At 74.3% G+C, this 24,322-nt stretch carries 16 protein-coding genes; 4 read left to right on the top strand and 12 right to left on the bottom strand.

All coding sequences use genetic code 11. The features are described 5' to 3' along the window. Nucleotides 1-16: 16 nt before the first annotated feature. The 3 genes from pcrA to ACFWP2_RS04275 form a co-directional block, all read right to left on the bottom strand. Nucleotides 17-2,638, bottom strand: coding sequence for a DNA helicase PcrA (pcrA, locus tag ACFWP2_RS04285; RefSeq protein ID WP_380448070.1), 2,622 nt, complete (start codon nucleotides 2,636-2,638; stop codon nucleotides 17-19). A 106-nt stretch (nucleotides 2,639-2,744) separates the two neighbouring features. Next, entirely contained in the window at nucleotides 2,745-3,449 is a 705-nt protein-coding gene (locus ACFWP2_RS04280; RefSeq protein WP_380448068.1) for a LuxR C-terminal-related transcriptional regulator, read from the bottom strand. Further along, a complete protein-coding gene (locus tag ACFWP2_RS04275; protein ID WP_380448220.1) occupies nucleotides 3,442-4,803 on the bottom strand; it encodes a PspC domain-containing protein in 1,362 nt (453 codons plus the stop codon). Before ACFWP2_RS04275 ends, ACFWP2_RS04280 begins: the two co-directional genes overlap by 8 nt. A gap of 263 nt (nucleotides 4,804-5,066) precedes the next feature. Between ACFWP2_RS04275 and ACFWP2_RS04270 the strand changes: the two genes are divergently transcribed. Next, the gene (locus ACFWP2_RS04270; RefSeq protein WP_380448066.1) at nucleotides 5,067-6,548 is read left to right on the top strand and encodes a PspC domain-containing protein; all 1,482 of its coding nucleotides are present in this window, start codon (nucleotides 5,067-5,069) and stop codon (nucleotides 6,546-6,548) included. Continuing rightward, complete coding sequence (locus ACFWP2_RS04265; RefSeq protein ID WP_380448064.1) at nucleotides 6,545-6,754, top strand: hypothetical protein; 210 nt, start codon at nucleotides 6,545-6,547, stop codon at nucleotides 6,752-6,754. The genes ACFWP2_RS04270 and ACFWP2_RS04265 overlap by 4 nt, the downstream gene beginning before the upstream one ends. Nucleotides 6,755-6,827: 73 nt before the next feature. Here ACFWP2_RS04265 and ACFWP2_RS04260 read toward each other — a convergent pair whose 3' ends face one another. The 7 genes from ACFWP2_RS04260 to ACFWP2_RS04230 all read right to left on the bottom strand — a co-directional run bounded on the left by ACFWP2_RS04260 (nucleotide 6,828) and on the right by ACFWP2_RS04230 (nucleotide 19,481). Continuing rightward, the gene (locus tag ACFWP2_RS04260; protein ID WP_380448062.1) at nucleotides 6,828-7,895 is read right to left on the bottom strand and encodes a Rieske 2Fe-2S domain-containing protein; all 1,068 of its coding nucleotides are present in this window, start codon (nucleotides 7,893-7,895) and stop codon (nucleotides 6,828-6,830) included. Nucleotides 7,896-8,112: 217 nt separating this feature from the next. Beyond that, nucleotides 8,113-9,708, bottom strand: a complete 1,596-nt coding sequence (gene guaA / locus ACFWP2_RS04255) for a glutamine-hydrolyzing GMP synthase (RefSeq protein ID WP_380448060.1) — start codon at nucleotides 9,706-9,708, stop codon at nucleotides 8,113-8,115. A gap of 1,034 nt (nucleotides 9,709-10,742) precedes the next feature. Further along, entirely contained in the window at nucleotides 10,743-12,638 is a 1,896-nt protein-coding gene (locus tag ACFWP2_RS04250; protein ID WP_380448058.1) for a hypothetical protein, read from the bottom strand. A gap of 118 nt (nucleotides 12,639-12,756) precedes the next feature. Further along, nucleotides 12,757-14,562 (bottom strand): GMC oxidoreductase, encoded by a 1,806-nt coding sequence (locus tag ACFWP2_RS04245; protein WP_380448056.1) that lies wholly within the window; start codon nucleotides 14,560-14,562, stop codon nucleotides 12,757-12,759. Between the two features lie 163 nt (nucleotides 14,563-14,725). Further along, nucleotides 14,726-16,357, bottom strand: coding sequence for a succinic semialdehyde dehydrogenase (locus ACFWP2_RS04240; RefSeq protein ID WP_380448054.1), 1,632 nt, complete (start codon nucleotides 16,355-16,357; stop codon nucleotides 14,726-14,728). Between the two features lie 95 nt (nucleotides 16,358-16,452). Next, a complete protein-coding gene (locus tag ACFWP2_RS04235; protein WP_380448052.1) occupies nucleotides 16,453-18,204 on the bottom strand; it encodes a serine/threonine-protein kinase in 1,752 nt (583 codons plus the stop codon). 161 nt (nucleotides 18,205-18,365) lie between these two features. Next, a complete protein-coding gene (locus tag ACFWP2_RS04230; RefSeq protein ID WP_380448050.1) occupies nucleotides 18,366-19,481 on the bottom strand; it encodes a hypothetical protein in 1,116 nt (371 codons plus the stop codon). Nucleotides 19,482-19,538: 57 nt separating this feature from the next. On the opposite strand from ACFWP2_RS04230, the gene ACFWP2_RS04225 reads away from it, so the two are divergent. Beyond that, on the top strand, nucleotides 19,539-20,072 hold the full coding sequence (locus ACFWP2_RS04225; protein ID WP_380448048.1) for an SHOCT domain-containing protein: 534 nt from the start codon (nucleotides 19,539-19,541) through the stop codon (nucleotides 20,070-20,072). Here the strand turns inward: ACFWP2_RS04225 and ACFWP2_RS04220 are convergent. Then, complete coding sequence (locus ACFWP2_RS04220) at nucleotides 20,069-21,940, bottom strand: protein kinase (protein WP_380448046.1); 1,872 nt, start codon at nucleotides 21,938-21,940, stop codon at nucleotides 20,069-20,071. The genes ACFWP2_RS04225 and ACFWP2_RS04220 overlap by 4 nt on opposite strands. Before the next feature lie 253 nt (nucleotides 21,941-22,193). Between ACFWP2_RS04220 and ACFWP2_RS04215 the strand changes: the two genes are divergently transcribed. Continuing rightward, nucleotides 22,194-22,754, top strand: a complete 561-nt coding sequence (locus ACFWP2_RS04215; protein ID WP_380448044.1) for a hypothetical protein — start codon at nucleotides 22,194-22,196, stop codon at nucleotides 22,752-22,754. Between the two features lie 385 nt (nucleotides 22,755-23,139). On the opposite strand, the gene ACFWP2_RS04210 is transcribed toward ACFWP2_RS04215, so the two are convergent. Further along, the gene (locus ACFWP2_RS04210) at nucleotides 23,140-24,267 is read right to left on the bottom strand and encodes a GuaB3 family IMP dehydrogenase-related protein (RefSeq protein WP_380448218.1); all 1,128 of its coding nucleotides are present in this window, start codon (nucleotides 24,265-24,267) and stop codon (nucleotides 23,140-23,142) included. Between the last annotated feature and the right edge of the window lie 55 nt (nucleotides 24,268-24,322).

Here is a 24,322-nt window from a genome sequence, read left to right as displayed (position 1 = left end):
CCCCACGGCTTCCCGACTACAGCTTCTCGACGGGCGCGTAGCGCAGCAGCAGCTGCTTGCGCCCCTCCGTCCCGAAGTCGACGGTGGCCTGCGCCCGGTCGCCGGCGCCCGTGACGGCCACCACCGTGCCCAGCCCGAAGCTGTCGTGGGTGACCCGGTCGCCGACCGCGAGCGAGACGGCCTCGCGCTCCACCACCTGGCCGCCGCGCCGGACCGACTGCCCCCAGCCCGCCTTCGGCGCGGCCGCCGACGACGAGGACCGCGAACTCCCGCCCCCGGACGAGGACTTGCCCCAGGACGAGCCCGAGGAGTAGCCGCGCTGGACCGGCGCCTGCGCCGCCCCGGTGCGCTTCCACTCCACCAGCGTCTCCGGGATCTCCTCCAGGAACCGCGAGGCCGGGTTGTAGGCCGGCTGCCCCCAGGCGCTGCGCAGCACCGAGCGGGTCAGGTACAGCCGCTCGCGGGCCCGGGTGAGCCCGACGTACGCGAGCCGGCGCTCCTCCTCCAGCTCCTTGACCTGGTTGAGCGCCCGCATGTGCGGGAAGATCCCGTCCTCCATGCCGGTCAGGAAGACCACCGGGAACTCCAGGCCCTTGGCGGTGTGCAGGGTCATCATCGTGATGACGCCCTGCCCGTCCTGATCGTCGTCCGGGATCTGGTCCGAGTCGGCGACCAGCGCGACCCGCTCCAGGAAGTCGGCCAGCGAACCGACCGGCGGCGTGCCCTCCTCGCCGGCGTCCGGCCGCTCGCCCGGGTCCTGCTCGTACTCCAGGGCGACGGAGGCGAGCTCCTGGAGGTTCTCCACCCGGGTCTCGTCCTGCGGGTCGGTCGAGGCCTGGAGCTCGGCCAGGTAGCCGGTCTCCTCCAGGACGGCCTCCAGCACCGCCGCCGGGCCCGCGCCCGACTCGACGACCTGGCGCAGCCCGGCCATCAGGGTGTTGAACTTCTTGACGGCGTTGGCCGAGCGCGCGGCCATCCCGTACGCCTCGTCGACCCGGACCAGCGCCTGGGGGAAGGAGATCCGCTCCCGCGCGGCCAGCGCGTCGATCATCGCCTCGGCCCGCTCGCCGATGCCGCGCTTGGGCACGTTGAGGATCCGGCGCAGCGGCACGGTGTCCTCCGGGTTGGAGAGCACCCGCAGGTACGCCAGGACGTCCCGGACCTCCTTGCGCTCGTAGAAGCGCACCCCGCCGACCACCTTGTACGGCAGGCCGACCCGGATGAATACCTCCTCGAACACGCGGGACTGGGCGTTGGTCCGGTAGAAGATCGCGACGTCGCCGGGCTTGGCCTCGCCCTTGTTGGTGAGCCGGTCGATCTCGTCGGCGATGAACTGGGCCTCGCCGTGCTCGTCGTCCGCGACGTAGCCGACGACCTTCTCGCCGTGCTCGCCGGCCGTCCACAGCTTCTTGTCGCGGCGGTTGGCGTTGCGCTCGATGACGGCGTTGGCGGCGCTCAGGATGGTCTGGGTGGAGCGGTAGTTCTGCTCCAGCAGGATCGTGGTCGCGTTCGGGTAGTCCTCCTCGAACTGGAGGATGTTGCGGATGGTCGCGCCGCGGAAGGCGTAGATCGACTGGTCCGCGTCGCCGACCACGCACAGCTCGGCCGGCGGCACCTCGGCGAGCCGCCCGGCCGCCGGGTTCACGAAGTCCCCGTCCGCGGTGCGCTTCGGCGCGTCCGCCACCGAGCCGCCGGTCAGCTCCCGGACCAGCGTGTACTGGGCGTGGTTGGTGTCCTGGTACTCGTCGACCAGGATGTGCCGGAACCGGCGCCGGTAGTGCTCGGCGACGTCGGGGAAGGCCTGCAGCAGGTTCACCGTCGTCATGATGATGTCGTCGAAGTCCAGCGCGTTGGCCTCGCGCAGCCGCCGCTGGTAGAGCGCGTACGCCTCGGCGAGCTTCTTCTCCATCGGGTTGGCGGCCTGACCGGCGTAGGTCTCCTCGTCGATCAGCTCGTTCTTGAGGTTGCTGACCTTCGCCGTGAAGGACTTCGGCGGGAACTGCTTCGGGTCCAGGTCGAGGTCGCGGCAGACCAGCGACATCAGCCGCTGCGAGTCCGCCGAGTCGTAGATCGAGAAGCTGGAGGTGAAGCCCAGCTGCTTGGACTCGCGGCGCAGGATGCGCACGCAGGCGCTGTGGAAGGTGGAGACCCACATCGCCCGGGCGCGCGGGCCGACCAGCGCCTCGACGCGCTCGCGCATCTCGCCGGCCGCCTTGTTGGTGAAGGTGATCGCCAGGATCTCCCCCGGCTGCACCCCGCGGGCGCCCAGCAGGTAGGCGATCCGGTGGGTCAGCACCCGGGTCTTGCCCGAGCCGGCGCCGGCCACGATCAGCAGCGGCGAGCCCGCGTGCAGCACCGCCTCGCGCTGCGGGTCGTTCATCCCCTCCAGCAGCTGCGCCGGGTCCACCACCGTCCGCGCGGCGCCGTTGCGGTACCAGGCGTCCCGCTCCGCCTCGGCGGCGTGGTCGGTCCGGAACAGCCCGTCCGGGATGGCCTCCTCGTACGCGTCGTACGCGTCGTACGGAACGTCGTCGTCGTACGGCGGGGGCTCCTCGTCGATGGGCGCGTCGGGCTGCTTCGACCCGGCGGCGGGTGCCTCGAAACCGGGGAGCGGAAGGTCTTCAAAGAGGCTACTCATGGCACATCGAGTCTATGGCCACCCGCCGACAAGCCCGCCCGCCCCGGCCCCGTCGACGCGGACCGAGCGGGCGGACTCGCCCTGACGTGCGAGGACGCCGGGGGCGTCAGACCAGGCGGCGGGCGGTGGCCCAGCGGGTCAGCTCGTGGCGGTTGCTGAGCTGGAGCTTGCGCAGGACGGCGGAGACGTGGCTCTCGACCGTCTTCACCGAGATGAAGAGCTGCTTGGCGATCTCCTTGTAGGCGTACCCGCGGGCGATCAGCCGCAGCACCTCGCGCTCGCGCTGGGTGAGCCGGTCCAGGTCCTCGTCCACCGGCGGGGTGTCGGTGGCGGCGAAGGCGTCCAGCACGAAGCCGGCCAGCCGGGGCGAGAACACCGCGTCGCCGTCGGCGATCCGGAAGACCGCGTTCACCAGGTCGGTGCCGGTGATGGTCTTGGTGACGTAGCCGCGCGCGCCGCCGCGGATGACGCCGATGACGTCCTCGGCGGCGTCCGACACCGACAGCGCCAGGAACTTCACCCCTCCCTGCTCGCCCATCAGCCCGACGGAGCGGCGCAGCACCTCGACGCCGCCGCCGCCCGGCAGGTGGACGTCGAGCAGCACCACGTCCGGCCTGGTCTCGGCGACCACGCGGACCGCCGAGTCCACGTCGTCGGCCTCGCCGACCACGTCGATGCCGGTCACCTCGGTGCGGCCGATCTCGGCCCTGACCCCCGTCCGGAACATCCGGTGGTCGTCCACCAGCACGACCCGCGCAGTACTCCCCCTGCCTCCGGCCGGGGGGACCCCCATCGGAGCTGCCTCAGTCATCCGTTCTCTCCATCTCCAACTCGACCTCGGTGCCGCCGCCCGCCGCCGGCCGCACCCTTGCGGTGCCGCCGTTGCGCTTCATCCGGCCGATGATCGACTCCCGTACGCCCATCCGGTCCTCGGGCACCGTGTCGGGGTCGAAGCCGGGACCGTGGTCGCGGACGAACACCGACACCGTCCTCCCCTCCACCTCGGCGTAGACCTGGACCGGTCCCCCGCCACCGTACTTGGCCGCGTTGACGGTCGCCTCCCTCGCGGCCTGCATCTGTGCCGCGATCCTCTCGTCCATCGGGCAGTCGCCGACGATCACCAGCTCGACCGGGACGCCGTGCCGGTCCTCGACCTCGGCGACGGCGGCCCGCAGGGTCTCCGCCATGGTGTCCGGCGCGGCCTCGGCGGCGGCCTCCGGGCGGTACAGCCACAGCCGCAGCTCGCGCTCCTGCGAGCGCGCCAGCCGCAGCACCTCCTTGGGGTCCTCGGCGCGGCGCTGGATCAGGGTCAGGGTGTGCAGCACGGAGTCGTGGATGTGCGCGGCGATCTCGGCCCGCTCCTGGGCGCGGATGCGGGCGGTGCGCTCGGCCCCGAGGTCCTGCCAGAGCCGCAGGCCGTACGGGCCGAGCAGCACCAGCACGCCGGCCAGCACCGCGAGCGAGGCCTCGATCACCGAGCCGAGCGTGGAGCCGCTGCCCTGCATGGCGAGCAGCGCGATGGTGCCGGCCACCGCGAGCAGCACGCCCGCGCCGACCCGGGTGTAGGCGCCGCGCCGCTTCTCGCCCTCCTCGATGCCGAACCAGCGCTGCCAGCGCGAGTCGTCGGCCTGCCGCCAGACCAGCGCCACACCGACGCCGATCGCCAGCAGCGGCCAGGTGTACGGCTTGGCGGTCTGCCAGCCGAGCACGTTGAGCAGGGCGATCACGCCGATCACCGTCATCACCAGGGCGGCGAGCTGGCCGAGGCCGCCCTGCCCGCCCTTGCCGGCCTGCGCGGCCTCCTCGCCCTCCGCCGGGGCGCCCACCGGCTCGCCCTGCAGGGTGTGCTGGAGCAGCCGGCGCATCCGGCCCACCCAGCCGCCGCCCTGGCCGCCCTGACCGCTCTGGCCGCCCTTGCCGCCCTTGCTCAGCAGGCCGCCCTGCACCCCGGGGGAGGCCGGGACGAACACCCCGTTGACGTAGACCCACTGGGCGCCGCCGCGCTGCGAGGGCTCGCCGATGCCGATCGGCACCACGAACCAGAACGCGGCGTACAGCAGCGCGCCGATCCCCTGCGCGAAGAACAGCGCGACGAAGGCGATCCGCACCCACCGCACCGGCAGCCCGAGGTGCACCGCCAGGCCGTGCGCGACGCCGCCCAGCATCCGTCCCTGCGGACTGCGGTAGAGCCGCCGGTAGGGCGGCCGCCCGCCGTCGGGCGCGCTCGGGTCCGCGCCGGCCGACGAGGCGGCGTCGGGGGCGGTGGGTCGGGGATCGGTTCCGGGGGCTGCCACGGCACCGATGGTTCCACGCGGGCACCCGCGGGCGCATCAGGGTGTGTCCCCATCCCTTATCAGGGACAAGTCAGGGTACGGACAGGGATCGACCCGGTTGGGCCGGACCCTCCCCGGCCGGAAGGATGGTGCCCATGACCGAGGACCCCCGCATCGAGGAGGCCGGGCCCGCCGCCCCGCCGGAACCGGACCGCCCGCCACTGACCCGGGCCGAGCACCACCGCGTGGTGGCCGGCGTCTGCGGCGGCCTGGGCCGGCACCTGGACATCGACCCGGTGGTCTTCCGGGTCGTCACGGTGGTGCTCTGCCTCTCCGGCGGCCTCGGGCTGTTCCTGTACGGCCTGGCCTGGCTGATCGTCCCGACCGACGCCGCGGCCAAGGGCCGCGGCGGGCGCACCGAGCTCCAGCGGGTGCTCACCGGGCGGGTGGACGGCCAGTCGGTCGGCGCGGTGCTGCTGACCGTGATCGGCACCGGGGTGTTCTTCTCCTCGATGGGCAACGGGGACCAGATGTTCCCGCTGCTGCTGCTCGGCGCCCTGGTCTTCCTGGCGGTGCGCTACGACCCGGACCGCCGCCGGGGCCGGGGACGCGAACGCCGCCGCCGCGGCGGCCCGTACGACCGCCACTTCCCCGGGGCGGAGGACTCCGTGGCCGGCCGCGACACCGGGAGTGCGGGCAGCGCCGCGAGCGCCCCGAACGCCGCGAGCGCCGCGGGGGCCTACCGCTGGCCGCGGCCGGAGCAGGAGGAGTCCGCCCGCGCGGCCGGAAGGGCCGGCGCCGACAGCCCGGCCGCCGGCGCCGGCGGCTACCTCTGGGACCCCCGCCACCCCGAGCGCAACCCGTACGGCGGCGCCTCCTCGGCCACCCCGACCCCGCCCTTCGGCACCCCGGTGCCGCCGGTCGGCGGCCCGGCCCAGCCCTGGTGGCAGCGCGCCGACCTGCCGGAGGGCGACCCGCTGCGCAAGGAGCCCCCGCGCCGCCCCGAGACCGCCGCCGTACGGAGCCCCCGGGAGCGCTCCGCGCTCGGCTTCTTCGGCTTCCTGCTGGCGATCGGCGCGGGCGCCGCGGTCTGGGCCGCCACCGCCGGCCACCACGACCCCACCGTGCGGGGCGCGACGGTGCTGGCCACCGCGCTGCTGGTGGTGGGCCTGACGCTGCTGGTCGGCGCGAAGTTCGGCCGGGCCCGCCGGCTGGCGGTGACCGGCCTGCTGCTCACCCTGGCGCTGGCCTTCGTCGGCCACTCGCCGGACTCCGTGCGCGACGCCGTCGGCGATCGCGACTGGACCGTCACCTCGGCGACCGACCTGCGCGACCGCTACAACCTGGGCGCCGGGGACATCAGGCTGGACCTCTCCGCGATCGACCCGGCGGGGGCCACCCTCGCCACCAAGGTCGACCTCGGCGCGGGCGAGATGGCCGTCGCCGTGCCGGACGACGTCACGGTGAACCTGGTGACCCGGGTCGGCCTGGGCAACGTCACCGTCCCCGGCGAGCAGAACGACAGCACCGGGCGGCGCACCTACCTGATCGGCCCTGCCAACGGGCAGCAGTCCAGGGGGACCCTCAATCTCGAACTCGGAATCGGGCTCGGCAACATCAAGGTGGTCCAGCAGTGAGGAAGCACCGGCTCGACCTGTTCTCGCTGATCGCGGGCGCGCTGTTCACCGTGATCGCGGTGCTCTACCTGGTCGCGGCGCTCAACGACCAGTCGGTGAACGGGCGGATCGTCATCCCGGTCACGTTCATCGTGCTCGGCGTCGGCGGCCTGGCCGGCGCGGTCGCGGCGGTGGCCCGGCGCGGACGGCCCGACGGCGAGGAGTGACGGCGACGGGTGACCGCGGGGAGCGACCGGCCGGGAGGGCCCCACGCCGGCACCCCGCACCGGCCCCGGGTCCTCAGCTCTGCTGCGGGCCCAGGGTCAGCCGGTCCCCGTCCTTGCTGACGGCGTACCTGGGCAGCGGCTTGACCGCCGGCCCGTTGACCACCGCACCGGTCGCGGCGTCGAACCGGGAGCCGTGGCAGGGGCAGTACAGCTGGCCGTTCTTCGGCGCGTCCACGGCGCAGCCGGAGTGGGTGCACACCGCGGAGAAGGCGCAGTACTGGCCGGCCTTGGGCTGGACGATGTAGACGGCGTCCCCGGTGGCCGGGTCCTTGACCTGGGCCGAGCCGCCGACCGGCACGCTCGCGGCGGGCACCGCCGGAGCCGACGCCGGGGCGCCGGAGGCAGGGGCGCCGGAGGCAGGGGCGCCGGAGGCAGGGGCCGCCGGCTGCTGGGGCACGGCCGACTGCTTGGCCTCGGCCGACTTGTCCCGGCCGAAGGTGCGGGTCAGCGAGCCGGTGAGCAGCCCGGCCCCGCCGATCGCGACGGCCGCGATCCCGCCGTCCACCAGCGCCCGGCGCTTGACGTGGTCCTCGCCCAGCCCGCGCGCGCGGTCCCGCCCGGCCCGGCGGGCCAGGTAGCCGTCCACCGACAGGTACGGCGTGCCGGCCAGCAGCAGCGGGGTCCAGGCCATCAGGTAGGCCAGGTCGTTGCCGAGGTAGTACGGCGAGACGCTCCAGCTGACGGTCAGCCACAGGCTGAGGTTGAGCAGCGCGCCGCCGAGCGCGGCGACCCGGCCCCAGAGGCCGAGCAGGGTGCCCAGGCCCACCGCCAGCTCGCCGAAGGCGACGGCGAGCGCGAACAGGGTCGGGTGGTCGAGGGCGGGGCCGAGCAGGAAGGAGATCGGGCTGCCGCCCGCCTTGGCGGCCTGGGTCTGCGAGACGAAGGACGCCGGGTCGCCCGCTCCGGCCAGGAAGTGGGCGTCGGAGAGCTTGTCGAGGGCGGCGTAGACGAAGGTGACGCCGAGGAAGAGCCGCAGGGGCAGCAGCGCGTACTTGGACGCGAGCGCCCGTCGCTGCGCCGCCCTGGCGGCCCGACCGGCCGCTCCCCCACCGGCCGGCACCGCGTTGCTGGCCTCCGACATCCCTCACACCTTCCCTCGCCGCCTGCCACTCCCTGACAGGTCCGGTCCGCATTCTGCCCGCTCCCGGCCGCTTTCGGTGGGAGGTCCCTCCCGGAGAGCGGCTCCCGCACCGCAAACGGCCGCGCCGTCGCTCCCTCCAGTACGGGAACGACGGCGCGGCCGTTCAGGCATCGGCCTCAGGACGAAGAAGACGCGTCCCGGCGGCCGGTGGGAGCGGTCACTCCCACTCGATGGTGCCCGGCGGCTTGCTGGTGACGTCGACGACGACGCGGTTCACGTCGCGGACCTCGTTGGTGATCCGGGTGGAGATCTTCGCCAGCACGTCGTACGGCAGGCGCGACCAGTCGGCGGTCATGGCGTCCTCGGACGAGACCGGGCGCAGCACGATCGGGTGGCCGTAGGTGCGGCCGTCGCCCTGCACGCCCACGCTGCGGACGTCGGCGAGCAGCACGACCGGGCACTGCCAGATCTCGCGGTCCAGACCGGCCGCGGTCAGCTCCTCGCGGGCGATCGCGTCGGCCTCGCGGAGCAGGTCCAGACGCTCCTTGGTGACCTCGCCGACGATCCGGATGCCCAGGCCGGGGCCCGGGAACGGCTGGCGCTGGACGATCTCCTCCGGCAGGCCCAGCTCCTGGCCGACCATCCGGACCTCGTCCTTGAACAGCTTGCGCAGCGGCTCGACCAGCTGGAACTGGAGGTCCTCGGGCAGGCCGCCGACGTTGTGGTGGGACTTGATGTTGGCGGTGCCGGTGCCGCCGCCGGACTCCACCACGTCCGGGTACAGGGTGCCCTGGACCAGGAAGTCGACCGACTCGCCGTGCTCGCCGGCCTCGGCGACGATCTCGGCCTGGGCCTGCTCGAAGACCCGGATGAACTCCCGGCCGATGATCTTGCGCTTCTCCTCGGGGTCGGTGACCCCCTTCAGCGCGTTCAGGAAGCGCTCGGAGGCGTCGACGACCTTCAGCTGGACGCCGGTGGCGGCCACGAAGTCCTTCTCGACCTGCTCGGTCTCGCCCTTGCGCATCAGGCCGTGGTCGACGTAGACGCAGGTCAGGCGGTCGCCGATGGCCTTGTTCACCAGGGCGGCCGCGACCGCGGAGTCCACGCCGCCGGACAGGCCGCAGATCGCGCGCTTGTCGCCGACCTGCTCGCGGATCAGGGCGATCTGCTCGTCGACCACGCTGCCGGTGGTCCAGGTCGGGGCGATGCCGGCGCCGCGGTAGAGGAAGTGCTCCAGGACCTGCTGGCCGTGGTCGGAGTGCAGCACCTCGGGGTGGTACTGGACGCCGTAGAGCCGGGCCTCGTCGTTCTCGAAGGCCGCGACCGGGACCAGGTCGGTGGAGGCGGTGACGGTGAAGCCCTCCGGGGCGGCGGAGCAGGCGTCGCCGTGCGACATCCACACCGAGTGCTCCGCCGGGACGCCCTCGAACAGGGTGGAGCCGGTGCGGGAGACGGTCAGCGGGGTGCGGCCGTACTCGCGGGCGCCGTTGTTGTCGACGGTGCCGCCGAGGCTCTTGGCCATCAGCTGGAAGCCGTAGCACATGCCGAAGACCGGGACACCGGCTTCGAAGACCGCGCGGTCGATCTGCGGCGCGCCCTCTTCGTAGACCGACGAGGGACCACCGGAGAGGATGATCGCCTTGGGGTTCTTGGCGAGCATCTCGGCGACCGGCATGCTGCTCGGCACGATCTCGCTGTAGACCCGCGCCTCACGCACCCGACGGGCGATGAGCTGGGCGTACTGGGCGCCGAAGTCGACCACCAGGACGGGGTCGTTGTCCGGCGCGGACTGGACGGGAATTGCAGAGGACACAGACGGCCTTCCGGCAGCGGTATCGAGGTGTCACGCGTGGCCGCCTCCCCGGCGGGACTGCGGCTGCGGCGGACGGTGTGGGGTGTCTGGACACCGATTCTACCGGGCTGTCCGGTTTCACTCGTCTGCCCGTCCAATGAACCGTGACCGGACGGGGCCGAGGTTCGTTGCTTCTGACGAACGTACGGCCGCGCCGCGTCCGCCAGACGCGCCGCCCGCCCCCGCGGGGGCACCGCCGTACGGGAGCAGGACCACGCGTGGAGCTCCACCCAGTCCACCGGCGCACGTGGTGCCGCCGCCCGGCCCGCCGGGCGCACGGCTCCGTGGGACCGTGCGCGGGTGCCGCGGCCGGCCAGCAGGGGACAGCGACCCCGGCCGCGACTGGGCCGAGAGGTGGGACGGCCGGCGTCCGGGGACGCCCGGGACCGGCCGTCGCACCCCCGGTCCGACCCGGTGCGCGCCCCGGGCGCACTCCCCCCTCCGTCCCGTGCCGCTACGCGCGTCCCCGTGCGCCACAACCATTCGAATCACTACGCACCGTGATCATCGACGGCGGCCTCGGCAGGAAATGCTCTGTGCCGAACTGTGCCGAACCGGTTGCAGAGCGAGCCCCTCGTCCAGCACGATGCTCGTTGTAAGCGGTTCTCCCGGCGCCTCACGGCTCACCGAGGAGGCCCGCGACGGCTTTCTCCGCAGCCGCGCCGCAGGGAGGCGGCAGCGGATGTCAGTTCACGCTCCGTGAGCGCGGGACCGGCGCAGACCTGTGCGTCGGTCCGCCCCGCACGGAGGTGCGCGCCCCGCGAGACCGGCCACCCACGCCGGAGCCGCGCGGCGCACCCCGAAGCCAACCGACACGACGGCGCTCCTCCCCCGGCGCCGTCACCCCAGCACCGGCGCGGCCCTGACGCCGAGTGCTGAACGACAAAGGGCCCCGTTCCCCCGCGGGGCCCTTTGCCCTTTGCCCGTCGCCTTTTCCCGCTGCCGTCGCGCTCGCGTTCTCCCGTCCGCCCCCAACGGTGGACCCGGGGGCGGACTCAGGGGTGCTCGCGCCAGACGCTCGGGTCGACCGGCTCCTCCGCCGGACGCGGCGGCACCACGCCCGGCAGCGCACCGGGCACCGGCGCCCCGCCGGCCGGGGCGGGCGACTCCTCGTGCGAGGCGAGCACCTCGCTCACCCCGCCCCCGGGGGCGAACGGCGCGTCCTGCGGCGCGGCGGCCTGCGCCGGCACGCCGTACCCCGGCACCGGACCGCCCTGCCGCACCGGAACGCCGTGCGCCGGCGTCGCGTACGGCACCTCCGGCGGCACCGTCCCCGGGTGCGGAGCGGCACCCTGGGCGTGGGCGAACGGGGACTCGGCGTACGGCACCGCACCGCTCGGCGCGCCCACGCCCCGGTCGCGGACGGCCGCCAGCAGCGGCGGCACCAGCAGGGCGCCGGCCAGCGCCCAGACCGCGTTGGCCACCAGCGTGCCGAGGAACACCAGCCCGACCGTGGACTCCTGGGAGAACTCCATCCGACCGGCCTCGCTCCAGCCCGTCATGGAGGTGGTCTCCACCAGCCGCGCCCCGGCGACCGCCATCAGCAGGGTGAGCGCCCCGGCGTACAGGGCCGCCAGGCGCAGCCGGTCGGTCGCGTCCAGGCGCCGCCGGTACGCCGACCAGCCGAGCACGCCCGCCGCGACGAGCGCGATCAGGCCCGCCCAGCGCCAGTCGGCGCTCAGGTCCCGCAGGTCGAAGAAGGAGAACTCGGTGTCGGTGTTGCGGTCGCGCCACGAGCTGCCGCCCTCACCGGACAGACCGCTGTGCGCCCGGAAGCCCGCCCCCGAGCCGAAGCCGAGCAGGCCGAGGCCGAGGTTGGGCAGGAAGGCCAGCGAGACGCCGGTCAGCGTCCCGTCGTCGCTGTTCAGCGCGACCAGCAGGAAGGCCACCACCGAGGACAGCCCCACCGCGACCGCGAGCGCCTGGCCGGCGGTCAGCGCGGCCACCGCCCAGCCGCGCACCGAGCGGCTGCGCCAGGCGGCCCAGCGCAGCGCGTCGGTGCCGTACACGAGGAAGGTCAGCAGGGCGGCCGGCACGACGGTCCAGGCGACCGCCTCCAGCCAGCCGGAGTCCGCGGTGATCAGCAGCTCCGACCTGGCTCCGGAGTCGAAGTAGTCGGACTTGACGCCGCGGCCGTCCGGGTTCCACTCCGTGCCGCCGACCAGGCCGAGCACCAGGCTCACCGCCGCGAGGACCGCCGCGGTGCGCATCGCCTCGGCGGCGGCCTGGCCCCGGGTCAGCTGGCCCTCCGCCGCCTTGCGCCGGCGCAGCCCGGCCCGCACGCCGAGCCAGAGCGCCAGGCACCACAGGACGGTGACGGTCATCGGCAGCATCCGGACGCTCTCGGTCCAGCCGGCCTGGCCCCGGCTCACCGAGCTCTGGTAGGCGAGCCGGAACGGCGCGCCGAGCGCGCTCAGGGCCATCGACAGCATCGCGCCGAAGCGCTCGCCGAAGCCGGGCGCCTCGAACCGGTACTGGTACTGGTAGCCGCTCGGGATCGCCGCGATCAGCGCGACCGCCAGCAGGACGAGGGTCGGCGCGACGGCCGCCTTGACCGCCGGGCGCCAGTCCGCGGCCGTCAGCAGGCGCCGGAGGGCGGGCTGCCGGTCGTACGTCTGCCCGGCACCCCAGCTGCCCAGGGCGGGCGGGGCCACGGCCGCCGACCCGTACTCCGGCTGCGGGACGTGCCCCGGCTGCGGGACGTGCCCCGGCTGCGGCCCGTGCCCCGGCTGCGGCCCGTACTCCGGCTGCGGGACGGGCGGGGCCGCGGCCGGCGGGGGCGGCGCGGCGGCGGGCGGCGCGGGCGGCGGGGGTGCGAACGGCCGCCCGCAGGTCCCGCAGGCGGGCGCCCCCTCCGGCGAAGTCGCCCCGCACGATGTGCAGTTGGCCATGCCCGCGTTCCCCCCGCTCGACGAGTTCCTGGCCGTCCCAGGGAGCCCGTTTATCCCATCGGACCCGAACGGATGTCAACCGGGAATCGGTGCTGGCGGATTGGCCCGCGGACCGGTCTCAGTCGCGCTTCTTCGGGACCTCCGGGACGGGCAGCAGCGGCAGCCGCAGGGCGCCGAACGCACCCTCGGGCACGGCCGGCCGCACCGGCGCCACCGACGCGACCCGCCGGTACTCCTCGCCCTGGGCCGGGCGCTGGTCCGCCTCGCCCTTGTTCGGCCACATCGACAGGGCGCGCTCGGCCTGCGCGGTGATGGTGAGCGAGGGGTTGACGCCCAGGTTGGCGGAGACGGCCGAACCGTCCACCACGCTGATCCCCGGGTAGCCGTACAGCCGGTGGTACGGGTCCACCACGCCGGTCTCGGGGGCGTCGCCGATCGGGCAGCCGCCCAGGAAGTGCGCCGTCATCGGGATGTCGAAGATCTCGCCGACGGTGCTGCCGGCGAAGCCGTTGATCTCGTCGGCCAGCGCCTGGGCGCCGTGCTCGGCCGCCGGGATCCAGGTCGGGTTGGGCTCGCCGTGGCCCTGGGAGGAGGTGAGCCGGGCCTTGCCGAGCGGGCCCTTCTTCAGCGAGACGGTGATCGAGTTGTCGAGCGACTGCATCACCAGGCCGATGATCGTCTTCTCGGACCAGCGGCGCTGGTTCATCGAGCGGGCGAAGGTCACCGGGTGGAGCGCCGAGTTGCCCAGGTAGCGCAGCCAGCGCGGAATCGTTCCGCCGCCCTTGACCTGGGCGATGGACAGCGCGCCCATCGCGTTGGAGCCCTTGCCGTAGCGGACCGGCTCGATGTGGGTGTTGGCGTCCGGGTGGATCGAGGAGGTGATCGCCACGCCCTTGGTGAAGTCCGCCTTGGTGCCGTAGCGGCGGTCGGTCGTCTGCGCGCCCACCAGGGCCTCGGAGTTGGTCCGGGTCAGCTCGCCCAGCCGCTGCGAGATCCGGGGCAGGTGGCCGCCGTCGCGCATCCGGTGCAGCAGCGACTGGGTGCCGTAGGTGCCGGCCGCGACGACCACCCGGGCCGCGGTGATGGTCCGCGCGCCCGCCTTCACCCGGTCGGTCTTCGAGCGCGCGTCGGTGCGGCGCACGTCCACCGCGAACCCGGTGGCGCCCTCGGCCCCGCCGATCTCCCTGATCCGGGCCACCGTGGTGAGCGGGTGGATCTCCGCGCCGCCCTTCTCGGCCAGGTACAGGTAGTTCTCGGTGAGCATGTTCTTGGCGCCGTGCCGGCAGCCGGTCATGCACTCGCCGCACTCCACGCAGGCCTTGCGGGCCGGGCCGGCGCCGCCGAAGTACGGGTCGGCCACCTCGTCCCCGGGGGCCGCCTTGGCGTTGCCCCCGGAGTCCTCCCCGTCACCGAAGAAGACCCCGACCGGCGCCATGTGGAAGGTGTCGCCGACGCCCATCCGCTCCGCGGCCGCCTTGAGGTGGACGTCGGAGGGGGTGAGGGTCGGGTTGAGCCGGACCCCGAGCATCCGCTGCGCCTGGTCGTAGAACGGCGCCAACTCCTGCTGCCAGTCGGTGATGTGGCGCCACTGGCGGTCCTCGAAGAAGGCCTTCGGCGGCACGTACAGGGTGTTGGCGTAGTTCAGCGAGCCGCCGCCGACCCCGGCACCGGCCAGGATCAGCACATTGGCCAGCAGGTGGATGCGCTGGATGCCGTACAGCCCGAGCTGCGGCGCCCACAGGTAGTTCGGCAGGTCCCAGGAGTTCCTGGGCAGTTCGTCGCGGTCGAAGCGCCGCCCGGCCTCCAGGACGGCGACCCGGTAGCCCTTCTCGGTCAGCCGCAGCGCCGCGACCGAACCGCCGAAGCCGGACCCGACCACCACCACGTCGTAGTCGAACTCCGCCGCACCGCCGGACTGCACCATCTGCCGCCGCTCCTTCACCGGGTGAACCTGTCTTCGGGGGCCGCGAGCCGGGCCCCGGCGCACGGGGCCCGGCTCGCCGCCAGGCCTGCTTCCCGCCGCCTGGCGGGCTTCTCGCCGCCGGGCCTGCTCCCGCCGCCTGGCGGCGGGCTTCCGGCCGCCTGGCCTACTTGAAGCGCAGCGCCTTGAGCGCCCGCAGGCCGCCGGTCATCACGGCGGCGAACTGCTTGTCGTCCAGGCCGAACGAGGGCGCGATCGGCATCAGCCGCTGGGTCGCGATGGTCTGCGCCTCGGTGAAGCGCAGGATGCCCTCGGCGCCGTGCCGGCGGCCCAGCCCGGAGTCGCCCATGCCGCCCATCGGCGAGGCGACCGAGCCGTACGCGGCGGCGTACGCCTCGTTGACGTTGACCGTGCCGGTGCGCAGCCGGGCCGCGACCGTCCGGCCGCGCCGCGGGTTCCTGGTCCAGACGCTGGAGTTCAGGCCGTACGGCGTGGAGTTGGCGGCGGCCACCGCCTCCTCGTCGGTGTCGAACCGGTAGACGGAGACGACCGGGCCGAAGGTCTCCTCGGCGCAGACCGCCATGTCCGGGGTGACGCCGTCGAGGATGGTCGGCTCGAAGAAGAACGGGCCGAGGTCCGGCCGGGCACGCCCGCCGGCCACCACGGTGGCACCCGCCTTGACCGCCTCCTCGACGTGCCGGGTGGTGGTCTCCAGCTGGCGGACGGAGACCAGCGAGCCCATGTCCGCGCCGTACGCGAGGCCGCCGCCGAGGCGCAGGGCCCGGGTGCGGGCGGCGAAGCGCTCCAGGAACTCGTCGGCCACCGAGCGGTGCACCAGCAGCCGCTCGATCGAGATGCACAGCTGTCCGGCGGAGGAGAAGCAGGCCCGTACGGCACCGGCGGCGGCCGCGTCGAGGTCGGCGTCGGCGAGCACCAGCATGGCGTTCTTGCCGCCGAGTTCGAGCGAGGCGCCGACCAGCCGGGCGGCGGCGCGCTGGGCGACGTCGCGGCCGGTGCGGGTGGAGCCGGTGAACGAGACGTAGTCGGCGTGCTCCACCACGGCGGGGCCGATCACCGGGCCGTCGCCGATCACGATCTGCCACAGGTCGGCCGGCAGCCCGGCCTCGACCAGCAGCTCGCGGGCCCACAGCGCGGTCAGCGCGGTCTGGGTGTCGGGCTTGTTGACGACCGCGTTGCCGGCCGCGAAGGCGGGCAGGGCGTCACCGATGGACAGTTCCAGCGGGTAGTTCCACGGCGAGATGTGGCCGATCACGCCCTTGGGCCGGCGGGCCTCGACGGCGTGGGTGAGCACCGGCAGCGCGCCGCCGCGCCGCTTGTCCTTGAGGTACCCGTGCGCGGCCCGCCCGTAGTGCCGGGCGGCCATGGCGACGGCCAGCACCTCCTCGAAGGCGTGCGGCCGGGCCTTGCCGGTCTCCGCCTGGATGAGGTCCAGCACCTCGTCCTGCCGCTTGAGCAGCAGGTCGTGGAAGCGCAGCAGGACGGCGGCCCGGCGGCGCACCGGCAGTGCGGCCCAGGCGCCCTGGGCGCGGCGGGCCAGCTGGAAGGCGACCTCGACGTCGGCCGGGGTGGACTGCGGCAGGCTGGCCAGCCGTTCGCCGGTCAGCGGGGCGACGGTCTCCACCAGGTCGGGCTCGCCGGTGGCGGTGACGCCGGCAGCCAGCTTGGCGACCAGGGACGGCGGGACGGCCGCGGCGACGGTGCGACCGCCGCCGGGGGCCGCCGGATTGCCGGCGCCGGGGTGTTCGGTGGCCACTGCATCTGCTGTGAGGTCCGACATACGGCGCAGCCTAGGCGTTCGGCGGCCGGTCCGGTACCCGTCGGTAACAAGAATCTGCCGCAGTCGGGCGAAAGCGGGCGCTCCGCCCGGCCCGGTCAGCGGGTCGGGGTGAAGCTGTTGAGCACCGCGTAGAAGCGCTGCTCGGCCTCGTTCCACTCGTTGCCCTTCTCCGGGCTGGACGAGTAGATCGCGTAGCTGGTGCCGTCCTGGCTGATGAACTCGGTCTCGATCGCGCGCCGCCGGCCGCCCTCCTTGGCCTGGTAGCTGAACTCCCAGACCGCCGCCTCCTGGCCCTTCACCGCCGTGCCGGCCATCCGGTGCTGCTTGTACTCCTTGAGCGACTTGGAGACGTTGGCCTCCATCTGCCGCATGTGCTCCAGCGGCTTGACCGACTGGCCGACCGTGACGGCGAACTGGAGGTAGTGCACCTTGCCGTCGGGGCTGTAGTAGATCTGGTTGTCCCCGGTGCTGATCCGCTGCCAGGACGGGGTGCCGTTCGGCAGCGGGAAGCGGAAGCCGGCCGGGTCGTCGACCCAGTGGTAGCCGCTGGGCGGTGCCACCGCGGGGGTGGCGTCGCTGGTGGGCTCGGGCCCGGTGGACTCGGCGGCGGTCGGCGTCGGGTCGTTGGGGGTGTCGCCGCCGACCACGTGCCGGGTGACCAGGAAGGTGCCCGCGGCGGCCAGCAGGCCGACGGCCACCGCGATACCGACGATCTTCAGCAGGCTGCGGCGCTTGGCCGGCCCGCGCGCGGGCGCGACGGAGTGCGGCACCGGCGCGACGGGCCCGGTCTGCGCCCGGGCGGCGGCCTGCGCGCCCCCGGCGGTGTCCGGTTCGACAGGGACGACGGGCTCGACGGGCGCGGCGGGCGCGGTGGCCTTCGGCTCGGTCGGCTCCTCGGAGCCCTCGACCGGCTCAGCCGCCGGCGCCGGGCCCTCGCTGCGGTCCACCACCGGCACCGACCGGGTGGGCGTGCGCACCGCCGCGACCGACTTCAGGCCCATCGTGTGCCCGGCCTGCACCTCGGCCAGCATTCCGGCCGCCTCGTCCGCGGTGGGCCGGTCGGCCGGGTCCTTGGCCATCAGCGCGGACAGCACCGGCCCCAGCGGACCGGCCCGCCGCGACTCCGGCAGCGGCTCGTCGACCACCGCGGCGAGCGTGGTGATCGGCGAGTCCCGCCGGAACGGCGACTGGCCCTCGACCGCCGCGTACAGCGTCGCGCCGAGGCCCCACAGGTCGGAGGCCGGCCCGGGCCGCTCACCCTGGGCGCGCTCCGGCGCCAGGTAGTCCGGCGAACCGACCAGGTCGCCCGGCCGGGTCAGCTCGGTCGAGCCCTCGTAGGTCGCGATGCCGAAGTCCAGCAGCACCACCCGCCCGGTGCCGCGCTCCAGCAGCACGTTGGCCGGCTTCACGTCCCGGTGCAGCACGCCCAGCTGGTGGCCCCGGTGCAGCGCGGCCAGCACCTGGCTGCCGACCTCGGCGGCGGCGCGCGGCTGCAGGGTGCCGTCCTGGCTGATCACGTCGGCCAGCGAGCGGCCGTCGACCAGCTCCATCACGATCCACGGCCGGCCGTCCTGCTCCAGCACGTCGTGCACGGTGATCACGCCGGGGTGCTTGATCCGCGCGGCCGCGCTGGCCTCGCGCTTCATCCGGGCGTGCAGGATCTGGAGGTCCTCCTCGGGGAGGTGGTTGACGGTCAGCTCCTTGACCGCCACCTCGCGGTCCAGCATCCGGTCCCAGGCCCGCCAGACGGTGCCCATGCCGCCCCGGCCGAGCCGCTCGCCGAGCTCGTACCGCCCGGCCAGCAACCGCTCCGCCTCGGCCGCCTCCGGCCGGTCCTGCACGCCCATCTGCGCCCGCTCCCCCACACATTCCGCCTGCCGTCACCGCGACGGAGGGCCTGGTGCAGACCACTGTTCGAACAAATCCCACGCACACATTAGGCGCACCTTGCCGCCCCCGGTAATCACGCCCACCCCCCGGACCGCAGGACCGGAACCCCGGCGGATCGTCAGCCCGCGAACAGCACCACCGCGACAATTCCCAGCGCGAGCAGCGCAAACACTCCACCCACCAACAGCGGGCCCAGGAGGGAGGGGGGTATCCGGGGCGGCTTCGCACCGTTTCCTGCCCCGAAGTCCCCGCCCTTCCCGCCCTTTCGGGCACTCCTTCCGCCCCTGGGCCCCCCGGCCCTCCCGCCCCGCGTCCGCGGCCGCCGAGGCGCCGGCGGCACGGGCACCGCGACCGCCGCCGCCCGCTCCTCGTCGACCGGCTCCGGTGCCCCCGCCAGCAGCTCCGCCAGCTCCTCGCACACCGCCTCCGCCGTCGGCCGCCGCGCCGGGTCGGACTGCAGCAGCCGCTCCACCAGCGGCCCGAGCGGCCCGCACACCACCGAGGGCTCGCGCCGCCCGTCCCGTACGGCCGTCACCAGCTCCGGCACGCTCCCCTCCGGGTACGGCGAGCGGCCGGTGACCAGCCGCTGCACCAGCACCCCGAGCGCCCAGCAGTCGCCCGCCGGGCCGCCGTCCAGCGGCCAGCGCTCCGCCACCGGCCCGACCAGGTTCGCCCGCACCTCGTACCGGCGCCGCCCGCCCGGCCCGCCGAGCTCCTCGGCCAGCGCCTCCTCCGCCACCCCGGCGAGCAGCCCGCCGAGCATCGCCGCACCGTCCTCGCAGACCAGCACGGACTCCGCGGTCACGGCACCGTGGGTCAGCCCGGCCGCGTGCAGCGCCCGCAGCGCGCCGGCCAGGTCCGCCGCCAACTCGGCGGCCCGGTACGGCGGCAGCGGCCCGTCGGCGAGCAGCTCCGCCACCGTCCACCCGACCGGCCGCTCCTCCACCGTCCACAACAGCTCGCCGTCGACGAACGCGCCGACCCCCCGCAGCAGCCGCGGGTGCGCGACCGGCGCGGCCGAACCGACCGCCGCCACCCGCCGCACCAGCCGGTCCGCCTGCGCCGCGGCGGCGTCCTCCGGATCCTGCCCCACCGTCAGCAGCCCCGGCAGTTCCAGGGCGCTCAGCAGCACCGATTCACCGGTCCGCTCGTCCACCGCGTGGGCGTGCAGCGGTCCGGGACGGTCCGTCAGCCGGTACCGCCCCGCCAGCAACAGCCCGGAGCCGCCTCGCATGCCAGTTCCTCTCGCTCGCCGACCAGCCTACTGAGCGGCTCCCTTAGGCTCGATCCCATGGACTGGACCGATCTGATCGACACCGCCCTCGAGGCGTCCGGAAACAGCAGCAAAGCCCACCAGGCCGAGGCCCTCCGCGCCTTCGCGGCGACCGTCATCGACGACGAGAAGCCTGTCGCCTCCACCGCCGGGCGCCACCCGGAGCACTTCCGCAAGGGCATGCTCGTGCTGACCACCCATCGGCTCCTGTTCCTGAAGGACGGGAAGCCGCCGGTCCCGGTTCCGCTCACCGCCGTCACCGACGCCACCGTGACCCGCACCAAGCTCAACGGCGAAGTGCTCCTCGTGGTGGCGCTCACCGGCTCGCACCGCTTCGAGGACGTGGTCAAGGCCGAGTTCTTCGCCGAACAGCTCCGGGCCGCCGCCCGCACCGCCCGCAACGCCCCGAAGGCCGTCCCCGCCGCCGCACCGGCCGAAGCCTCCACCGGCGAACAGCTCATCGGCCAGCTCGAACGACTGGCCGCCCTGCGCGCCTCCGGCGCCCTCACCGAGGACGAGTTCGCCCGCGCCAAGCAGCGCCTGATCGGCTAGGGAGCGGGCTGGAAACTGTTGAAGACGACGTCCCGGACCGGGGCCTGGGCGGCCCACTCCGCGTCCGGGACGATCCAGTAGATCGAGTACCCGTACTTGGCCGGGGTCCCGGTCACGAAGCCGCGGTTGAGCGAGTGCATCCTGGGCGTGCCGTTGGTCCACTCCCAGTCCGCGGCGTTGGTCCACTGCCGGTAGGTGATCGCCGAGAGGTTCAGCCGCTCGTAGCTGCTGACCTGCCCGCGGACACTCGGCTCCGACTCCTGCCAGTCGGCCACCGCGCTCGCACCGGGCGACGTGGTCCACTCGATCCGCAGCTGGCTGCCGTCCGCCGCGTTCTTGAAGATCCGCCGGTTGGCGTCCGACCCGGTCGGCTGCAGGGCGTCCGGCAGCACGACCGAGAACCCGCTCGGGTCCTTGTACTCGTGGTACCCGGCCGGGACGGCCCCCGGCACGGGCTGCGCCGGCGTCTGCGCCGGTGTCTGGGCCGGTGCCGGGGGCTGCACGGGAGCCGCGGGCGCGCCGGCGGACTGCGCGGGCGCGTCCGGCACGGCGGCCGGGTCACCGGTCGGCTGCGGCGCGGGTTCACTCGCCGGCGGCGCCGTCGCACTCGGGCTCGACACCGGTTCCGTACTCGCCGCCACCGACGCGCCGGCCCCCGCGCCCTGCGCGTCCCCGCCGTCGCCGACCATCCGCAGCACCGCCACCACCCCGGCGATCAGCAGTAGCACCACGACCACGGTGGCGATGGCCAGCCGCCGCCGGCCGGTGCGCGGATCGGCCCCGGCCGCCTGCGTCGCCCCCATCGTCCACTCACTGGTCACCGGCCGGATCGGCTCCGGCTCCGCGGACGGCTCCGCGGACGGCTCCGCGGCGGGCTCCCCGTCCTGGGCCCGGCTGCCGACCCGGACCGTCCCCAGCAGCCCGCCCACGGCCGGCCTGCGGCTCTCCTCCGACCGCTCCGACTCCTCCTTCACGGGCTCCGGCGCCGCCGTCTCCACCGGCACCGCGTGCTCGGTGGTCGACTCCGCCCGCGCGGTCGACTCCGCGACCACCCGCTTGAGCATCGACCGGGTCTGCGAGGCGTCCAGCCGCTCGGCCGGATCCTTCTCCAGCAGCCCCTCGATCACCGGCCGCAGCGGCCCGGCGTTCACCGGCGCGGCCAGGTCCTCGGTCATCACCGCCGTCAGCGTGGCCAGCGCCGAGCCCCGGTCGTACGGCGGCCGGCCCTCGACCATCGCGTACAGCGTGCCGCCCAGCGACCACAGATCGGCCGGCGGCCCGGGCTTCTGCCCACGGGCCCGCTCCGGCGAGATGTACGAGGGCGCGCCGACCAGCATCCCGGTCGAGGTGACGGACGCGTCGCCCTCCACACTGGCGATCCCGAAGTCGGTGAGCACCACCCGGCCGTCCTCGCCGATCAGCACGTTGGACGGCTTGACGTCCCGGTGCAGGATGCCCAGCGCGTGCGCCGCGCTGAGCACACCCAGCACGTCCAGCGCGATCTCCGCGGCCCGGACGGGCTCCAACGGCCCGTCCTCCCGCACCACGTCGGCCAGCGAGCGGGACTCGACCAGCTCCATGACGATCCACGGCCGGTCGTCCTCGTCGACCACGTCGAAGACCGTCACCGCCGAGTTGTGCCGGATCCGCGCGGTCGCCTTCGCCTCGCGCAGCGTCCGGGTGATCAGCCGGTGCTTCTCCTCCTCCTCGACGCTGGCGTTCATCCGCAGTTCCTTGACCGCGACGGTCCGGCCCAGCATCTCGTCCTCGGCGCGCCAGACCGTGCCCATGCCACCGCGCCCGAGCACGCCGTTCAGGCGGTAGCGGCCGGCCAGGAGGCGGCCGGTGGAACCCTGCGCCTGGGTCATTCGGAACGTTCCCCCATGTGCTGCTGGCGGTCGTGGTGACGGCGCGTCGGCCCGACCTGGGGCCCGGACGCCCAAGCCTCCATCATCCCCTGTCCCGAGGGCCCTCGACCACCCGGCCCCCGCCCCGAGCCGGTACGAACCGGAACGGGCACGGCGCTCCGTGCTCGATCTGTGATCGAAAACTCGCCAAGATCTGCCCGAGTCACTGCTACCGTTCGGCAGCTCATCGTCTTTCCGGGGGGATTCGACGCCCATGACCGCACCCGCACCGGGCACTGACGGCCCATCGACCCGGCCGCGCACCGCCCAGCACTACTCGGTCGCACCACCCCCGGCCACCCCCGACGGCTACATCGCCCCCGGCATGCCCGGCGCCCCCGTGGCCGGCTTCGACCCCACCCCCGTACGCACCCCCCGCCACCCCCGCCGCACCGCCCTCGCCATCGCCCTGGCCCTGCTCGCCATGCTCCTCGGCGGCCTGGCCTACGGCAGCGCCCCCCTGCGCGCCGCCGACAGCCTCGGCTGGCTGGCCATCGCCCCGGCCGGCCTGGTCGCCCTCCCCCTCGGCCGCCTCGGCGGCCAGAACCGCCTCCTCCCCCCACTCGGCGCCCTCCTCGCAGCCGGCGCCCTCCTCCTCGGCCAACTGATCGAACACCTCCGCCGCCTCCACCCCGACGCCCCCACCCCCAACGGCCTGCTCCACGACACCCTCACCACCTGGCGCGCCGACCTCCGCCCCCTCGACGCCGCCTTCTACACCATCGCCCTCATCGGCGGCTACCTCCTCACCCGCCGCACCGCCACCCGAAGCTGACCACCCGGCACCCCCCGCCCCCACCCCCACCCCCAGCGGTCAGGCAGGGCAAAGCCCGCACGCCCACACAAGAACCACCCCCACCCCCCGCGAGGGACACCCCCCACCTCCCCCACCCACCCACCCCTCCCTCCCTCTGGCGAGAGGGACGCGCTGCGGGAGGGGGCGGCGCAGGGGGTGGGTGCGGAGAGGGGCGTTGCGGGTGATTTTCAGACTGCCAACGAGGGTTGCTCCCCACCCCCAGTACGGCAGTCTGAAAATCATCCAGCCCCCGGAGCACCCACCCCCGGAGCCGCCCCCGACACCCACCCTCCCGAAAGCCCAAACCCCCCCGAAAACGACGAAGACCCCCACCGCTCCCGGCAGGGGCCCCCATCAACACCCGTCAGCGGTGATCAAGCGCCGGGTTCACCGTCACCTCGACCCGCTGGAACTCCTTGAGCTCCGTGTACCCCGTCGTGGCCATCGCCCGCCGCAGCGCACCGAACAGGTTCATGGTCCCGTCCGGGGTGTGCGAGGGCCCGGTCAGGATCTCCTCGGTGGTGCCGACCGTACCGAGGTTCACCCGCTTGCCGCGCGGCAGCTCCTCGTGGACGGCCTCCATCCCCCAGTGGAACCCCTTGCCCGGGGCGTCCGTCGCCCGGGCCAGCGCAGCGCCGATCATCACCGCGTCGGCGCCGCAGGCGACCGCCTTCGGGATGTCCCCGCTGTAGCCGACGCCACCGTCCGCGATCACGTGCACGTAGCGCCCGCCGGACTCGTCCATGTAGTCGCGGCGGGCGGCCGCCACGTCGGCCACGGCGGTCGCCATCGGCACCTGGATGCCCAGGACGTTCCGGGTGGTGTGGGCGGCGCCCCCACCGAAGCCGACGAGCACACCGGCGGCGCCGGTCCGCATCAGGTGCAGCGCCGCGGTGTACGTGGCGCACCCGCCGACGATCACCGGAACGTCGAGCTCGTAGATGAACTGCTTGAGGTTGAGCGGCTCGGCGGCGCTGGAGACGTGCTCGGCCGAGACGGTGGTGCCGCGGATGACGAAGACGTCGACGCCGGCGTCCACCACGGCCTTGGAGAATTCGGCGGTGCGCTGCGGCGAGAGCGCGGCGGCGGTGACCACGCCGGAGTCGCGGACCTCCTGGATCCGCTGCTTGATCAGCTCGGCGCGGATCGGGGCGGCGTAGATCTCCTGGAGGCGGCGGGTCGCGGTGGACTCGTCGGTGATCGCGGCGATCTCGTCCAGCAGCGGCTGCGGGTCCTCGTAGCGGGTCCACAGGCCTTCGAGGTTCAGCACGCCCAGGCCGCCGAGGCGGCCGATCTGGATGGCCTGCTGCGGCGAGACCACGCTGTCCATCGGGGCGGCCAGGAACGGCAGCTCGAAGCGGTAGGCGTCGATCTGCCAGGCGATCGAGACCTCCTTCGGGTCCCGGGTCCGGCGGCTGGGGACGACGGCGATGTCGTCGAAGGCGTACGCCCGTCGGCCGCGCTTGCCTCGCCCGATCTCGATCTCGGTCACTTCGAGCCCTTCTGCTGTGTTGCTCATGCCCGCCGGGTCACCCCGGCCGCACCCC

Source organism: Kitasatospora sp. NPDC058444, assembly GCF_042721415.1.
Taxonomy (GTDB): Bacteria; Actinomycetota; Actinomycetes; order Streptomycetales; family Streptomycetaceae; genus Kitasatospora.
The sequence above is the reverse complement of the archived record's forward strand: the minus strand, read 5'-3'. Positions and strand labels throughout refer to the sequence as shown.

Bases quoted from the DNA above. Each gene is read 5' to 3' on its own strand.
- ACFWP2_RS04225 (WP_380448048.1), top strand. From the start codon at position 19,539: ATGGACTGGACCGATCTGATCGACACCGCCCTCGAGGCGTCCGGAAAC.
- ACFWP2_RS04280 (WP_380448068.1), bottom strand. From the start codon at position 3,449: ATGACTGAGGCAGCTCCGATGGGGGTCCCCCCGGCCGGAGGCAGGGGG.
- ACFWP2_RS04250 (WP_380448058.1), bottom strand. From the start codon at position 12,638: ATGGCCAACTGCACATCGTGCGGGGCGACTTCGCCGGAGGGGGCGCCC.
- ACFWP2_RS04220 (WP_380448046.1), bottom strand. From the start codon at position 21,940: ATGACCCAGGCGCAGGGTTCCACCGGCCGCCTCCTGGCCGGCCGCTAC.
- pcrA (WP_380448070.1), bottom strand. From the start codon at position 2,638: ATGAGTAGCCTCTTTGAAGACCTTCCGCTCCCCGGTTTCGAGGCACCC.
- ACFWP2_RS04235 (WP_380448052.1), bottom strand. From the start codon at position 18,204: ATGGGCGTGCAGGACCGGCCGGAGGCGGCCGAGGCGGAGCGGTTGCTG.
- ACFWP2_RS04275 (WP_380448220.1), bottom strand. From the start codon at position 4,803: ATGCTGGGCGGCGTCGCGCACGGCCTGGCGGTGCACCTCGGGCTGCCG.
- ACFWP2_RS04260 (WP_380448062.1), bottom strand. From the start codon at position 7,895: ATGTCGGAGGCCAGCAACGCGGTGCCGGCCGGTGGGGGAGCGGCCGGT.
- ACFWP2_RS04215 (WP_380448044.1), top strand. From the start codon at position 22,194: ATGACCGCACCCGCACCGGGCACTGACGGCCCATCGACCCGGCCGCGC.
- ACFWP2_RS04270 (WP_380448066.1), top strand. From the start codon at position 5,067: ATGACCGAGGACCCCCGCATCGAGGAGGCCGGGCCCGCCGCCCCGCCG.
- ACFWP2_RS04240 (WP_380448054.1), bottom strand. From the start codon at position 16,357: ATGTCGGACCTCACAGCAGATGCAGTGGCCACCGAACACCCCGGCGCC.
- ACFWP2_RS04245 (WP_380448056.1), bottom strand. From the start codon at position 14,562: ATGGTGCAGTCCGGCGGTGCGGCGGAGTTCGACTACGACGTGGTGGTG.
- ACFWP2_RS04230 (WP_380448050.1), bottom strand. From the start codon at position 19,481: ATGCGAGGCGGCTCCGGGCTGTTGCTGGCGGGGCGGTACCGGCTGACG.